12 protein-coding genes are annotated in these 14,805 nt (G+C 45.5%); 4 read left to right on the forward strand and 8 right to left on the reverse strand.

The window, feature by feature from the left end; all coding sequences use genetic code 11:
- Positions 1-66 precede the first annotated feature (66 nt).
- The 7 genes from ACLWBB_RS17115 to rlmN form a co-directional block, all read right to left on the reverse strand.
- The gene (locus tag ACLWBB_RS17115) at positions 67-546 is read right to left on the reverse strand and encodes a hypothetical protein (protein ID WP_413288776.1); all 480 of its coding nucleotides are present in this window, start codon (positions 544-546) and stop codon (positions 67-69) included.
- A 2-nt stretch (positions 547-548) separates the two neighbouring features.
- Complete coding sequence (locus tag ACLWBB_RS17120; protein WP_413288777.1) at positions 549-815, reverse strand: hypothetical protein; 267 nt, start codon at positions 813-815, stop codon at positions 549-551.
- Between the two features lie 24 nt (positions 816-839).
- Positions 840-1,775 carry a diguanylate cyclase gene (locus ACLWBB_RS17125; protein WP_413288778.1) on the reverse strand — a complete coding sequence of 312 codons (936 nt, stop codon included), beginning with the start codon at positions 1,773-1,775 and terminating at the stop codon, positions 840-842.
- 98 nt (positions 1,776-1,873) lie between these two features.
- Positions 1,874-2,989: a metallophosphoesterase gene (locus ACLWBB_RS17130; protein ID WP_413288779.1), complete on the reverse strand. Its 1,116-nt coding sequence runs from the start codon at positions 2,987-2,989 to the stop codon at positions 1,874-1,876.
- Between the two features lie 2 nt (positions 2,990-2,991).
- Entirely contained in the window at positions 2,992-4,203 is a 1,212-nt protein-coding gene (locus ACLWBB_RS17135; protein ID WP_413288780.1) for a hypothetical protein, read from the reverse strand.
- Between the two features lie 109 nt (positions 4,204-4,312).
- On the reverse strand, positions 4,313-5,221 hold the full coding sequence (locus ACLWBB_RS17140) for a PfkB family carbohydrate kinase (RefSeq protein ID WP_413288781.1): 909 nt from the start codon (positions 5,219-5,221) through the stop codon (positions 4,313-4,315).
- A complete protein-coding gene (gene rlmN, locus ACLWBB_RS17145; RefSeq protein WP_413288782.1) occupies positions 5,184-6,356 on the reverse strand; it encodes a 23S rRNA (adenine(2503)-C(2))-methyltransferase RlmN in 1,173 nt (390 codons plus the stop codon). Before rlmN ends, ACLWBB_RS17140 begins: the two co-directional genes overlap by 38 nt.
- A gap of 398 nt (positions 6,357-6,754) precedes the next feature.
- Here rlmN and ACLWBB_RS17150 point away from each other — a divergent pair, with 398 nt between their 5' ends.
- Positions 6,755-10,396, forward strand: a complete 3,642-nt coding sequence (locus ACLWBB_RS17150) for a beta strand repeat-containing protein (protein ID WP_413288783.1) — start codon at positions 6,755-6,757, stop codon at positions 10,394-10,396.
- Here ACLWBB_RS17150 and rfaE1 read toward each other — a convergent pair.
- Positions 10,393-11,406: a D-glycero-beta-D-manno-heptose-7-phosphate kinase gene (gene rfaE1 / locus ACLWBB_RS17155; protein ID WP_413288784.1), complete on the reverse strand. Its 1,014-nt coding sequence runs from the start codon at positions 11,404-11,406 to the stop codon at positions 10,393-10,395. The two genes, ACLWBB_RS17150 and rfaE1, sit on opposite strands and share 4 nt — an antisense overlap.
- A gap of 88 nt (positions 11,407-11,494) precedes the next feature.
- On the opposite strand from rfaE1, the gene ACLWBB_RS17160 reads away from it, so the two are divergent.
- The 3 genes from ACLWBB_RS17160 (at position 11,495) to ACLWBB_RS17170 (ending at position 14,804) form a co-directional block, all read left to right on the forward strand.
- Positions 11,495-12,343: an alpha-ketoglutarate-dependent dioxygenase AlkB gene (locus ACLWBB_RS17160; protein WP_413288785.1), complete on the forward strand. Its 849-nt coding sequence runs from the start codon at positions 11,495-11,497 to the stop codon at positions 12,341-12,343.
- Between the two features lie 142 nt (positions 12,344-12,485).
- The gene (locus ACLWBB_RS17165) at positions 12,486-13,763 is read left to right on the forward strand and encodes a Glu/Leu/Phe/Val family dehydrogenase (protein WP_413288786.1); all 1,278 of its coding nucleotides are present in this window, start codon (positions 12,486-12,488) and stop codon (positions 13,761-13,763) included.
- A gap of 66 nt (positions 13,764-13,829) precedes the next feature.
- Complete coding sequence (locus ACLWBB_RS17170) at positions 13,830-14,804, forward strand: quinone-dependent dihydroorotate dehydrogenase (RefSeq protein WP_413288787.1); 975 nt, start codon at positions 13,830-13,832, stop codon at positions 14,802-14,804.
- The last annotated feature ends 1 nt before the right edge of the window (position 14,805 follow it).

A 14,805-nucleotide genomic window follows, 5' to 3' on the forward strand; every position in this document is an offset into this window, starting at 1 on the left:
ACTATAATAGTGCGGGCGAATAAATAGTCCGTCAACTGGCTCAGATAACTCGCGCCAATATCCAAATTAAGATTTTTTACTGCTACGACGACGAGGCTTGGTTTTTACTTTTGATTTTGCTTTTGGCTTGGTCTTTGGCTTCGGCTTAGCTTTGATAGCTTTCTTTTTCTTCTTCGTTCTTATCTTGGGAGTGGTACCGATACGAGGATCATCTTGCAGGACAAGCTCGCATGCTTTTAGAACGGCTTCCTCAAAGTCCTCTGCATCCACGGGAAGGACTTGCCACCCTGTGGGGCCCGGACCAAACATCGCAAGGGACCTCATACTTGGGAAAATCTTTTGAAGCTCTTCATGGAAACCTTCAACGACCGGCAACCACACGCCATTATCCTCTGGAGATTTCTCGCGTTCTCTTAAGATGAAAACCATTTTATTCCCGATATAAACCCCATAAGCTCCAAACATAGGCTTGGTATGAGGGTTTGCCGACTCAATTTCATGCAAAACAAAGTCGAAAGGAATGGGCTTTTTGATTTTCTTAATCATGGCTATTTACGGGTACGGTTGCAGTCTTTAAGAGCTTTTTCGAAATTTGAATTATATGTGAGATGTTTTGCCTGCATCAGGTTGATTGCGCAGTCGATGGTTACTTGCGAATGGTCTTCGCAGTATTTTTCAGCATTCTTGTTTTTGCTGTCCCACCATACTTTAATTTTGAGGTCTTTCGCACAGTCGCTGACTGTGCGTTGATCATTGCCCTGTTGAGCATAAGAGTTCAGGGAAAATAACAAAGATAGAATCACAAGCTGTTTCATAGTCCCTCGTTGAACGAGAGCGGCCTATTGAGCGATAGTCACTCTATTACGGCCGCCTTGCTTAGAAGCGTACAAGGCTTTGTCGGCGCGATCAAAAAGTTCCGACCATTCCACGTCGTTCGTGCTTTTTGTCACAACACCCAAAGAGATCGTCACTGGAATCACTTTACCTTCATGCACGAAAGCATGGGTTTCGATCGTCTGACGAATACGCTCAGCAATTTCGCTAGCCATTTTCGCCGTACCACCAGAAAGAATCAGTACGAACTCCTCACCACCGTAACGGGCAAAGTAATCGTTCGAACGGATCAGCTTAGAACTCACGATATTTGACAATTCTTTAAGTACGGCGTCGCCTGCTGGATGGCCGTGCGTATCGTTGATTTTCTTGAAATGATCGATATCGAAAACGATGATGCTCATCTCTTCATTCAGAAGCTCAGAACGTTTGATTGCTTCTGGGCCTTTCTCTAACAAAGAACCTTTGCTGTGAGCACCCGTCAAAGCATCGCGATTGGCTTTTTCGTACAAAGACTGATTCGTCAATGCTTCGATATTGCCCTTCTCGAGGAATTTAAAAATCACGTTGCCTGTTTTAATTTGGTCATTGTTGCGCAACTTGCACGGAGCAAGTGGTGGCAACGCATTTCCATTCACAATCGTTTTATTCGTAGAACCCAAATCAATGATAGAGACTTCGCTACCAACGATTGCAAACTTCGCGTGAGAACGACTCAAACTCTTGTCGTCGATATACACTTGAGTTTCAACAGAGCGACCAATCACGATATCGTTATTTGCGATTGGATATTGCTTACCCACGTAACCGGGAGGGCCAATAAGCACCACGATCACCGGAGGTGCACCATCAGCTGCCTGAATACGGCCTTTGAAAGTGTCTGAAGTGACTACACTCGTCTTCTCTGATACATCTTTTGAATCATCATCATGATTTGTCATAGCAGAATCCAGTATAAATTTCCGACATTTAGAATACAATCATGCTTTGGTTAAGAATTCTTTAGCTAGTCTCTTGCCCAGCTGGACCATCTGCCAGCCTACGAAACCGCGACATCCTCTTCGATACGGTGATATCCACGCCATTCTTTCAAACGACCGCGCGGACGACCACCATCTTCTGGATACTCAATCAAAACATAAGTTAGCTTTGTGATTTTACCCAACGACACAATGTCCAAAGATGTAAGCTCTGTCCAAGTTCCCGTATTAAAGTATTCTTTGTCGCTGGACCACTGTCTGTATTGATAAACATGTGTGTGTCCAAAAATCACAGTATGGACGCGATCATCACTTAAAACTTTTCGTGCAGATTCGCTCAAATCCGGAAAGATCGCGCTTTCCAAAATCACCTGAAGAATTCGCTTAAACGGCCAATTACGACGAGGGTCGTTGACCATGATGCTTTTTCCAAAATAGATGATCAAAGAGAAGAACGAACTAATCAACATCCAGGTTTCATTAAACAAAGCCCAACGAAGCATCTTAGAGAATGGACGGATCTTATCCACGTGTGGATATTTATCCTTCACCTTTAATACAAGCTCTACGAAGAAGTGTGAACCAAAAGGCAGATTCAAAATAGGCTCTGGCAAGTCTTTCTTCAGGAAAAACTTTTTCGGATCCATACGATTCGCAGCTTCGTGCATATGACCATGCTCGATGTGAACACCATCAAAGAAGTAAACAATGTTTTTGTAACGAATTGGAGTTCCAACGACGTTATTCAAATAAACACGGCATGCTGGCCACAACATTGCCTGATCGTGGTTACCAACAATATAAGTAATCGAGTTGCCTGGTTTTGCTGCAAACTCGGCCATCGCTTTAAACACTTTTTCGTGACCTTTAATAATGGACTTCACTACTTCCAAAGCAACGGCTTCGGTAATAACCGTTAAGAAGTGACCTTTATAGTCCACTTGCAAACAGTTTAAGAAATCACCATTGATGATGAGCTCTACTTCGTAGTCACGATAAATGCCTGAGGAATAATAATGAATAAACTCAACGAGCTTCTCTGAAAAATAGAATTCTTCGAAAGAATTGATGCCGCCGTTTTCTAGAATACGGCCTTTGCCAAGATGCAAATCACTAAGCACAACTTTAACTTTTTTTACAGCTTGAGCGGTTTCAACTGAAGTGACTTGTTCCATGTCTAATCAGCTTTCTTTAAAGGAACTAGATTCTCCTCTTTAACCTCTAAATTGCTCAAAGCCAAGCGCAATGCACGCACTGTGCGTTTGAACTGTTCTTGGTTGGAATCCAGAGTCTTGTTGAGCTCGAGAACCTTATCACGATAATTATCCAACTCACTTTGTAGATGATCAATTTTTCTTTTAAGCTCGAGAATATTCTCATCCTTGGCCCTAAGCAGGGCGGTCTTCTCGGCCTTGACCAATTCTAGTCTGTTTTCTAGTTCTCGCTCGCGGACACGGATTTTCTTGAAATCGGATTTAAGGCGAGCTTCCAATTCTTCAATCTTTTGTCTCGCTTTACCAACTTCAATTTCTTTGTATTGCAATGTACCTTTGACGATCATCAGTTCGTTTTGCAACGAATCAGACACTTCTTGCTTTTCTTTTTCTAGAGCAAAAACCCTTGCCGTCAGTTCTTCAGAGCGATCGCGAACGATCTCACCAGCTGAAGCCAACTCTTCATTCTCTTGACGGTACTTTTCCACTTCTTTTTCCAGCTCAAGAATTCTTTGTTGAGCTAGCTTCAAACTTTCCGCCTGAGCCAAAGTTGCGTCCGCAGAAGCGTACACGCTGCCGCCCCCAACCATTGGACGTGGATCACGTAAAGAGCCAAAACTGATTTTAGGTGCTACTTCTGTTTGATGACGAGGCTGTCTGTTTGCAAAACCTTCAACGGCCACCGTTTTTTCAGCATCGTGATGACTATCGTCATCATCTTCTGCTTTTAATGCATCAAAGCCGCCAGCAGAAACATTGTGATTCTCTAGCTCTTGGATGTTCATTGTTTTGTCGTCATTTGTCGGAGGCAATTCATCACCGATGTCAGAGTCTTCACTCACAGGTGGTTCCATCGACGAACCGACAGAGTCTTCACGGAATTCTTCGACATTTGGAAGCTCGTCCAAATCGACAGGTCCGTTTTTTGGAGTTTTCATTTGTTGCCAGAGACCGGCTACTTCAGAATTTTGATCTTCGACGCGGTTTTCATCATCACCACCAAGACCAATCAGGAAGTCATCGCTGCTAGACACATTGCTACTGTCATCCAGAAATAGATCACGCCCAGCTTTTTTTCCAAGCTGAGTTTGTTGATCACTGATCTCTTGCACGTCATTCATTAATGACTCGATCAGATCATCTTTAGGTGTCTGTTTCTTCTTTTTCTTAGCCATGACTTAAGATAACTATCGGAAAATAAAAGCCCTTTCTTTATAGAAAGGGCTTTCTTCATAGCTATTTTGTGACCTTAGTCTGGCGATTCTCAGAGTGAGACAGTCTGAACTAGACCGTGATGACTTTCTTATATTCTGCCAAACGTTTTTCCAGATCAGCCAATGTTGTCTTTGCCAACGCTTTCACACTGAAGTCCTGGATTGTATGACTTGCGAGGATGCTGCCATGGATACAAGCTTGCTTCATGTCTTTCACAGTCGGCTTGCCTGGACGGCTTGCTAGGTAACCAAAGAAACCACCGGCGAAAGTATCGCCCGCGCCTGTTGGATCTGTCACTTTTGAAATCGGGAATGCCGGAAGAACGAAGTAACCTTCTTCTTTAGAGAACATAATGAATCCGTACTCACCGCGTTTGATAACGACAGCTTTTGGACCAAGCTCTACGATCTTTGCTGCTGCTTCAATCGCGTTCCCAGCCCCCGTCAGCATTTCTGCTTCGGTTTCATTGATCAAAACGACATCGACCTTCTTCATCACTTTGAGCAAATCCGCATTCGCGATATCAATCCAAAGATTCATCGTGTCCATACCCACGAATTGTGGGTTTTTCACTTGGTTCAAAACTTCCAACTGCAAAGCTGGAACGATGTTTGCCAAGAATACGAATGAAGAGTTTTTGTAACTCTCAGGCAATTTCGGATTGAAGTGCTCAAAAACATTGAGTTCAGTTCTCAAGGTTTTAGCTTCGTTCATATCGCCTTCGTACTTACCTTCCCAGTGGAAAGTCTTCCCAGAGACCTTTTCAAGGCCTTCAAGGTCTACACCACGAGATTGAAGAAGTTTGTAATCCGCTTCTTCATAGTCCTCTCCAACAACGCCGACAACACGCACTTTTGCAAAAAGGCTTGCCGCCAAAGAGAAGTAGTTTGCAGATCCACCAAGGGCTCTATCTACTTTTCCAGAGGGAGTTTCAATACTATCATAGGCGAGGCTGCCCACTACCAAAATGTCGCTCATTTGTTCCACCAATTTTTGAGTTAGAAATATCCATAGTTTCAGGTCTGTCTTTGACGGTCGTCAACTGTCCACAAGCTGCGTAAATATCACGACCCATTGTTCTTCTTAGAAGAACGTGTGCACCAAGTTTAATCAATTCCGTGTGGAATTTTTCGATTTGCTCATCCGACGGTCTTTCGTACCCAGAACCCGGATGTTCGTTGAATGGGATGATATTGATTTTGCTCGGAATGCCTTTCAAAAGTTGCACAACTTCACGAGCGTGTTCCATTTGATCAGTCACGCCTTTCAAAAGAACGTACTCAAAAGTAATACGATCTTTCGTCACGCGCGTGTATTCGCGGCATGCATCCAAAAGTTGTTTCAACGGATACTTTTTATTGATCGGCATAACGCGAGAACGGATCTCATCGTTAGAACCATTCAAACTTACTGCCAAACGCACTTTTGCATCAGCAACCAGCTTAATTTGCGGCACCAAACCTGAAGTAGAAACGGTAATTTTACGACGAGAAAGCATCATGCCCCATGGGCTATGCAGAACTTCGATGGATTTGAAAACAGCTTCTGGATTGTCCAGAGGCTCGCCCATTCCCATGAATACGATATTAGAAATACGTTGTCCTGGCTCCAAACGATCATGCACTTGCATGAACTGACCGACGATTTCTTCGGTGGTCAAACGACGCTTTAATTTTTGCTTACCAGTGAAACAGAATTTGCAGGCCATATTGCAGCCTACTTCAGACGAAATACACAATGTCAGACGGTCATCAGACGGAATCAAAACAGCTTCTACACTGTTGCCGCCTTTCACGTCGAAAAGGAATTTTTGAGTGCCGTCGATCGATTTCAAATGTTTCAAAACCGGAGGCAAATCAAAACTCAAAATATCTGGAATTTCCTGACGGAAAGATTTCGAAAGATTCGACATCTTTTCAACATCAGTCACGCGTTGTTCGTAAACCCACTTGAAAATCTGCTGAGCGCGGAATTGCTCTTTGCCTTTTCCCTTAAGGAAAGCTTTGAGATCTTCCAAAGTCATGGAATAGAAATTTACTTTTCCTTCAGGTGTCGTGGTTTCAATGTACTTGGGTTCGTTAGCGGACGTATCGTTTTCATAAGCATTGAACATGCTTGGGCTCCTTCTTGCTTGTAACAGCGTTTTCAAAAGGTTGTTTGAAGTCTTTTTTCAAAGAGGGCCAGAACTTACAATAGTTCGAGGGGAATAGCCAGCCTTTGTAAGCCGCCTGTAGTTTTCACCAAACAAACTCGATTTTATAGATGAAGTTAAAGCTCGTGAAATCTAAAGGCCTGGTACACGAGAATCCGTGGAAACTGCCCCTATATTGGGAAAAATGGGGCCTATAGTCCCAAAAATTCTACCAAAATTAGTGGAATCACAAACGGCCACATTGTCCCCGTGTCATTTTGGTTCCGAGCCACAAGAATACTAAAGAGATTTCAATAACTTACCGATCAATAAGTGGTATGCAAGCGGAACGTTCCCTACTTTTTTTAAGGAAGCTGTGTGTGGCTGTGGCTGTTGTGGCCCTAGTTGTTGTAGGCAGCTCCTTGCTTCCTGCAACAGCAGCCATGATCCCTTTTGGATTTTGGAAATCTTCTGTCTGTAAAATCGCTGCAAATATCACCATTTCTAGTGCGAACGTCGCCGAATACTCGGGATGCGGCTGGGACATTCAGCCCGGAGTCACCGTCACTGTTAACTACTCGTCGATCATAAATATCCGTAGTCTAACTATCGCCAACACTGGAGTACTTACCCACCGTGGATGTACAACAGCGGGTTGCACACCGATCGCTCTGAATGTGAGCGGTGATGTCACTATCGCAAGTGGTGGCGTCATCACCACCAATGGCCTTGGTTATCTGGGCGGTTATCAAACAGGTCCCGATGCAGTTGTGAATAACGTCTCCACCGGACAAACCTATAACTTTGCGGCAGGCGCCAACACCACTGCAGGGGGCTCCCATGGCGGCTGGGGTGGATGGAAATCCAGCTCTCCGGGACTGACGCCAAATCTTCCCTATGGAATTATTAAATACCCCGATACTTTTGGCGCTGGCGGCGGTGGGTTTTCGTCTACTCAAAAAGGCGGGAATGGCGGTGGTGTTGTCCGTATGACTATCGCTGGCACTTTAACTTTAGATGGTAACGGCACAACCGCTGCGATTTCTGCAAATGGCGCTGATGGCAGTTGCGGCGGCGGCGCCGGTGGTTCCATCGATATTACAGCAAAATATATTTCTAGCAGCACCTCGGGCTTATTGATTTCGGCAAATGGCGGAGCCGGCGGAAGCGCTGCTACTTGCGGAGGTCCTCGCATCTCTGGTGGCGGTGGCGGTGGTCGCATTGCAATTAATTATTTGACGGGTCTGCAAGGAACCATGGCGATTAATAGTACCTATGTGCGCGCCTATGGTGGCACTCAAATTACTAGTACAGTGGCTTATTACGGAGGTTCAGGAACGATTGCTGTTGGCACACCAAGTTCTTCTTCTGGAGACCTTTATGTTTATGGTCCTTATAATAGTACTTATGTCACCAACAGCACTCCGATCGGAGCTTTTGGCTGGGTTTCCTCAGTCACTGCCGCGACCATTACTTTTACGAATTATACTTCTCAAGTCGTTGCTGGCCAGTATGTTGGGTTGATTTCTCCTGATGCTGATGCCGAGGTTCTTGTTGCGCCAGCAATAACGGGAACAACTTCTACGACCATCACCAATGGCACTGTCGATTTGACCACCGTGACCTCTGTTGGAAAACTTTGGACCATCTATGACACTCGTTACAATGTTTGGGACAATGTTAACATCGGAGACGCGGCCCTCGTTCAAAGCGGATACTTGGGAGTTGGTTCCACCACGACAATTAGCAATACTGCAAAACTTATGACTGCAAATCTGACTTCCCCGACCATCAATATCAACAATACGGCCGTGCTTAGTCATATTCCAAGTGATTCTACTTATGTCGGTCGTTTAAAAGTGGAGGCAACTAACGTCACTATTGCTTCGGGAGCTTCCATCAACGTGGACGGGATGGGATATTTGGGCGGAAGAAATTCCGGCATGCGTGGAACAAACAGCTCTAACATAGGACTGACTTATGGCCTTACTACCAATGGCGGTTCTGATCAGGATACAGGTGGGTCGCATGGTGGTATTGGTGGGTATGACGACGATCCAAGTTTTAAAGATTATTTTCCAGGTGCTGCGTTTGATAGTATCTCTCTTCCTCTCGAGGCTGGTGGAGGTGCTGGCACTGCCGACGCTGTTGGACCCTATGACCCGGGTGGTAACGGCGGCGGTGTCGTCTATCTAAGCGCTTCGGGCACCTTGACTGTGAATGGAACCATTTCTGCCAAAGGTGGAAATTATAATGGTGGCTATGGCGGCGGTGGTGCTGGTGGATCAATACGATTAAGTGTTGGCACTATTACTTCATCTTCGGCTGGAGTTTTAATAACCGCTGCTGGCGGCAATGGTTTCGGCGGCGGCGGCGGCGGTCGCATCAGTATTTCCTATACGACGATGAGTGGCACCATGGCTTTCACCAGCTCGAAAATGTCCGTCAATGGTGGGGCTTCAGCCGCTAAAGATGGCTCTGCAGGAACGATTTTCTCTTATCAAAACGGTGTTTCAGGTTACGGAAGTCTCCATCTGCTTGAAGATAAATATTCTGACTTCAGAGGCACTGTTCTTTCGCCCTACGGTTTCATAAGTTCATCAACAGCGACCACGATTACAGATACGGGCCTCATCAATAACGCCCGTGATTTTATTTTCACCAAAGCCCAAGTGGTTGGAAAACTTATCGTGGTCAATCCCCATTTAGCGAGCACTGCTTCTTTCACAATCACTGACTACAATCCTGCCACAGGCGTTTTCACAGTTTCTGGCGGAAGCGCTGCGGGTCTCACGGCGAATACCTATTGGTATATCGCAGGATTTAATACTCAGTACGACTATGTATATTTTAGTAGTAGTTCGAGATTTAGAACGCCCTATTTATCTTCGACGAATATAATTTCTGCAGCCTCAAAAAATCCTATAATATATTTACTACGTCTTGATGCCAGCACCGTGGACTTAACGAATGGAAGCCCCGTTCTGGACGCTTGGTATTCTAATGGCACTGTGGCACCGCAACCTTTAGTGATTGCTGCGACCACCTTTACTCTTGGCACCAATGCGAAGATTGATGTGAGTGGCTCTGGATACGTTGGTGGCAACTCAGTTTTTAATCTAAACATGGGCCGTGAAGGTTGGGCGAATAATAATACTAATTTTGGTTACACCTACGGCAATACCACGACGGGTGGATCTGCACAGTATAGCGGAGGATCGGGCGCAGGATATGGTGGCTATTACTCCACTTATGTTCCTGCGAGCCCTTCTGCTTCGAGTGATCCCGCACAGCCATTTGCTTTTGGGACCGGAGGCGGTGGCAACACTTCTGTTTCTACTGCTGTAGGAGGAGCCGGTGGTGGCGTTGTTAAAATGAATATTAGTGGAACACTCACCATCAATGGGCAAATCAGAGCCCTTGGTTATCCATATGCTCCCGACTCTGACAACGCTGCAAGTGCCGGTGGCGGTGGCAGTATTTGGATCACCGCGAATACGATCACCTCGTCGTCAGGTTCTACAGAACGTGTGATCGCCTATGGTGGTTACACCGGAGCGGCCTCTGAAGCCAGCGCTTGCGGTGGCGGTGGTGGACGTCTTGCTCTTTACTACACAAACTTTGGCGGAACTTTCTCGGGCGCAAAAGTCGGCGCCAATGGCGGTCCTGGAAAAGACGGTATCTGCAATGGCGGTACAGGCACTGAGTACTATAAGAAAACCTCAGACACCTATGGAACTCTCATTGGTTGGAATGGTTCAGTGCCCAATTATTTACCGACGCCACTCCCCGCTTACAATATGACTTTAAAGTCGCTTGAAATTTATAGCGGCGGCAAGTTCCAACAAATGAGCTCTGCAAACTCGATTACAGTGACGACTTCAATGTATATTGAAAATGCTGCCGGTGCTGAGGTTCGTGTCCCTAATGACGAATCGAATGACGGTTCTTACAACAACGCCATTCCGGTCGGGACTTGGTTCAACGCCTCGGGCGTCACAGGAACTATTACTGAATACTAAGAATGCACGGTCTGGATATATTCTTTAAGTTCTGGAATTTCACACGGAACACAACCCACTTTACCAACAACAACACCCGCTGCAAAATTCGCAATAGTACAAGACTGCACGAGTGGTAAGTTAGCCGCAACTCCGAGTGCAAGTGCTGCGATAACTGTATCACCAGCACCGGTCACATCGAAAACTTTGCGCGCGAATGTTGGAACTTGATCCACTTTATCGCCAGAGAAAATAGTCATGCCCTCTTTTCCGCGAGTCAAAACCACTTCTTTAGCGCCTGTTTTCTTTTGCAATGCACGGCCCACTTCTAAAATCTTATTTGGATTTTCACGAAGCTCGTCGAATTTTAAACCAGAAAGTGCCAAAGACTCTTCATAGTTGGGCTTGATCAAATCAACGCCATAATAAAACTCAGCAGGGTTCGCACGAGTGGGATCTACCAAAAGCTTTTTGCCATGTTTCTTGGCGATTTCTACAGTTTGCTTCACAAGATTTTGAGAGATCACGCCCTTGTTATAGTCTTGAAGAATAACAACATCAGCTTCATCGATAACTTCGCTGATTCTGTGAATCACTTTTGTTTCTGTCTCTGGCGAAAGATATTTTACCATCTCATAATCCACACGAACGATATGATGAGGACCCGTCATCACACGCATTTTTCGCGTGGTAGGACGGCGTTCTGAATGAACCATATAATCCCAAGAGACATTGGCTTTATGGCAAATCTCTTGAAGCATGGTTGCGCCCGCATCGCGGCCGACAACTCCGACCATCAAAGGAATTCCGCCAAGGCTTGCAACGTTTTGAGCCACGTTCGCGGCCAAACCCAAGCGTTTGTCTTCTTCAGTCACTTGAACCACAGGAACCGGAGCCTCAGGACTGATACGACGAACATCACCCATGACGTACTCATCCACCCCGACATCCCCAATAATGAGGACTTTCTTATTTTTAAAACTAGAAAGGGTTTTAATAAGATCCTGGCGCTGTTCTGTTCCAATATTCACGGGTCGACTCCTGTAGAAATTTCAGTTTTAAACCGATTTCTTAAAAGTAGGCCATACTTTTTAGTACGGCAATGTGTTAAAAGGACCTATGCGCAAAACCACGAGTCCCTATCAAAATCTGATCTATAAGCCTGACTATGTGTCAGCGGTGGATAAAGCCGACATTTTGGACTATTTGGCGACCCTGCACCCCATTTGGGAAATGCGCTATTCGAAGCACAATCCACCGCCGGCAGATCAACAACAACGGCGCTTACTTCGCCCCGTGTACTGGCTGGGAAACTGGCAGTTTGCTTGCCTTAATTATTATCATCCGCCAAAGGGTATTTTTCACCGTTGTGTAAGTGCCGAGCCCTATCCACCCGTTCTTAAAAAGCTCATAGAGCAAATCCATGCCCTGGTAAAAAACGAATTTGACCCACGGGATGTTCCTCGTGGTTGGAATTTGAATACCTGCCTGATTAATTTTTATGGTGACCAAATTGATAGCAACGGCAAACGTATTGATTGTGCCCGCGTCGGTGAACATAAAGATTTTGAGCCAGGCCCTGTGGCCTCAGTTTCATTCGGAGATCGTGCTTTGTTTCAGTTCGTCGAGAGTCATGGAACTCAGTCGCAGAGCAACGTGATTCTGCAACAATGGCTCGATGACAGTTCATTACAGATTTTTGGTGGCGAGAAATTTAAGAAAAAGCTCTTCCACCGTGTTCAGCGAGTCGAAAAAAAGAGTGATGAAGTCTTTAAACTGAACGTGACAGAATTCGAGACCCGTAGAATCAATTTCACTTTCAGATATGTTCCCGATGAGCACATTCAGCCCTTTTTCAAACTTCCAATGGAAGCCCAAGAAGATACACTCGAATATATGCAAGCTCTCGCGCAAAACTCTGCTTTCTTCAAAAAACAAATCCAACTTTGGCAGGATAAAAAAGCTTAACGCCCTGGGTCCCATCGTCCGGACTTTTGATTAGATCTGTTCCTTTCGCCCCTAGAACCACTGAGTCAAACTACTTTGTAAGGTGACTCTGAGTTTTTACTTCATTAGGATGACCCCGAGTGATTTTAAGGAGTTAGAAGTAATGGAATTTCACAAATCAGAAGCTCATTTAGATGGTCCTTTGTTCAAGAATGCTCTTCAAACTGTTGAAGAAGCCGCTAAACTGATCAACTGCGATCCGAATGTTTTAGAACGTTTGAAAAAACCTCGTCGTTGCGTGACTGTTAGTATTCCTGTCCGCATGGACGACTACTCTGTGAAAGTATTCACAGGCTATCGCGTACAATACAATGCAACTCTTGGTCCTTACAAAGGTGGTATCCGTTACCATCAAAACGTGGACCTTCCTGAAGTTGTCGGCCTTGCGGCTTTGATGACTTTCAAAAACTCTGTTCTTGGTTTGCCATTGGGCGGAGCTAAAGGTGGTGTTTGCGTAGATCCAAACACAATCTCTCGTACTGAAAAACAAAATTTGACTCGTCGTTATGCTTCGGAGATTTCGGCATTTGTAGGTCCTACAAAAGATATCCCAGCTCCAGACGTGGGTACTGATCCTCAAACAATGGCGTGGTTCATGGACACTTACTCTCAAGAGCAAGGTGGCTATGCACAACCGGGCGTTGTCACTGGTAAGCCTGTAGAGATCGGTGGATCTTTGGGCCGTAATCACGCAACAGGTTTGGGCGTGGTTTACACAGCTGAAAAGTCTTTCGAAAAAATGGGCATGAAAATGGCCGGCTCTACGATTGCTATTCAAGGTTTTGGTAACGTAGGTTCTTTCGCAGCATTGTTTGCTCACCAACGTGGCGCTAAAATCATTGCAATCAGTGACGTGAGCGGCGCGATCTTCAACGGCGATGGCTTGAACATCCCTGAGATCATCGAGTTCATCAAAACGAATAAAGTTTTGAAGGGCTATACAAAAGCTCAACCTTTGACGAACGAAGAACTTCTAACTTTGAAGTGCGATGCTTTATTCCCTTGTGCTTTGGAAGGTCAAATCGACGTTCACAATGCAGAAAATGTAAAAGCTAAAATCATCGTTGAAGGTGCGAACGGACCTGTATCTGTGAATGCGACGAAGATCCTTCACAAACGTGGTGTGTTCATCGCTCCAGACGTTATCGCCAACGGCGGTGGCGTGATCGTTTCTTACTTCGAATGGGTTCAGGACATTATGTCTTTGTTCTGGGACGAAGAAGAAGTGAACAACCGTTTGAAAACAATCATTCACCGCGCTTTCGACGTGGGCTTCAAGTTCCACCAAGAAAAGAACGTAGATATGCGTTCTGCCGCGATGGCAGTTTCTGTGCAACGCCTTGAAAAAGCGATGTTGCTCAGAGGTTTGTACCCTCGTTAATTTAGGAAAGGGCGCAGTCCGGTGACGGGCCCGCAGCCCTTCCCCACTGCGCAGATATACTTGCGCATGAAACCTTGGTTACTTTTACCACCTCAATGGGCCCATGATCTGGGCCCTTTTGGTTTAAAACTCTTCTCGTTAACTCAAAACCAACCGACTCCGGCTTGGAAAAGTTTTACCTGGAACAATTTAGTTTTCAAAAATCCTCTGGGCCTTGCTGGCGGTGTTGATAAAAATGCCGAGAGCTTGAAAGAGTGGTGGGCTTTTGGAGTTGGCTTTGCTGAAATCGGCACGGTGACTCCCCGTCCACAGTCAGCAAATCCTGGCAAAATCATGGACCGCGACAGTCATCATCACGCACTTTGGAATAAAATGGGTTTCCCAAGCTTTGGTGCGGATGAGGTTTTCTATAATCTGCGCGCTTATGATTACAAGCAAACTCCGGTTTTTGTGAACATCGGTAAAAACCGTGATACCGCCAACGAAGATGCCGTCGATGATTATATTTATCTGATTGATCGTCTGCGCTCGCAAGCGGATGCCTTTGTTGTCAATATCAGCAGTCCTAACACTAAAGGTCTTAGAGACCTGCAAAATAAAGAAGCTTTGGCCCGTCTTCTCGAACCAGTTGTACAGCGATCCCATAAAGGGGATTCAAAACCCGTACTTCTGAAACTCAGTCCCGACATGAGTGATGAAAACTTGGAAGATGCCTTAGAGGTGGCCGTGAAGACTGGGATTGATGGTTTTGTTCTGACAAATACCACCTTGTCTCGTCCACAGGGCATTCAATTCCCTGCAGAAGGGGGCCTGTCTGGAGCTCCCCTTAAAGACCTTTCCCGTCAAACTTTACAAAAAAGCCTCCAAATTTTAGGCAAAAACCGCGCTGGGAAGCTAATAGTTAGCGCTGGCGGGGTCATGAGCCCGGAAGATGTCTTTGAAAGGTTGCAAATGGGCGCAGATCTTGTTGAAATTTACTCTGCCCTCATTTTTGAGGGTCCCGGTTTCTTCCGTGAAGTGGCAAGTAGGTATTCTAGGTAGG

Origin of the sequence: Bdellovibrio sp. HCB337, assembly GCF_047302465.1 — a bacterium.
Taxonomy (GTDB): domain Bacteria; phylum Bdellovibrionota; class Bdellovibrionia; order Bdellovibrionales; family Bdellovibrionaceae; genus JACMRP01.

Coding starts and splice junctions, on each gene's coding strand:
- ACLWBB_RS17170 (WP_413288787.1), top strand. CDS start 13,830: ATGAAACCTTGGTTACTTTTACCACCTCAATGGGCCCATGATCTGGGC.
- rlmN (WP_413288782.1), bottom strand. CDS start 6,356: ATGTTCAATGCTTATGAAAACGATACGTCCGCTAACGAACCCAAGTAC.
- ACLWBB_RS17135 (WP_413288780.1), bottom strand. CDS start 4,203: ATGGCTAAGAAAAAGAAGAAACAGACACCTAAAGATGATCTGATCGAG.
- ACLWBB_RS17115 (WP_413288776.1), bottom strand. CDS start 546: ATGATTAAGAAAATCAAAAAGCCCATTCCTTTCGACTTTGTTTTGCAT.
- ACLWBB_RS17165 (WP_413288786.1), top strand. CDS start 12,486: ATGGAATTTCACAAATCAGAAGCTCATTTAGATGGTCCTTTGTTCAAG.
- ACLWBB_RS17125 (WP_413288778.1), bottom strand. CDS start 1,775: ATGACAAATCATGATGATGATTCAAAAGATGTATCAGAGAAGACGAGT.
- ACLWBB_RS17140 (WP_413288781.1), bottom strand. CDS start 5,221: ATGAGCGACATTTTGGTAGTGGGCAGCCTCGCCTATGATAGTATTGAA.
- ACLWBB_RS17160 (WP_413288785.1), top strand. CDS start 11,495: ATGCGCAAAACCACGAGTCCCTATCAAAATCTGATCTATAAGCCTGAC.
- ACLWBB_RS17120 (WP_413288777.1), bottom strand. CDS start 815: ATGAAACAGCTTGTGATTCTATCTTTGTTATTTTCCCTGAACTCTTAT.
- ACLWBB_RS17130 (WP_413288779.1), bottom strand. CDS start 2,989: ATGGAACAAGTCACTTCAGTTGAAACCGCTCAAGCTGTAAAAAAAGTT.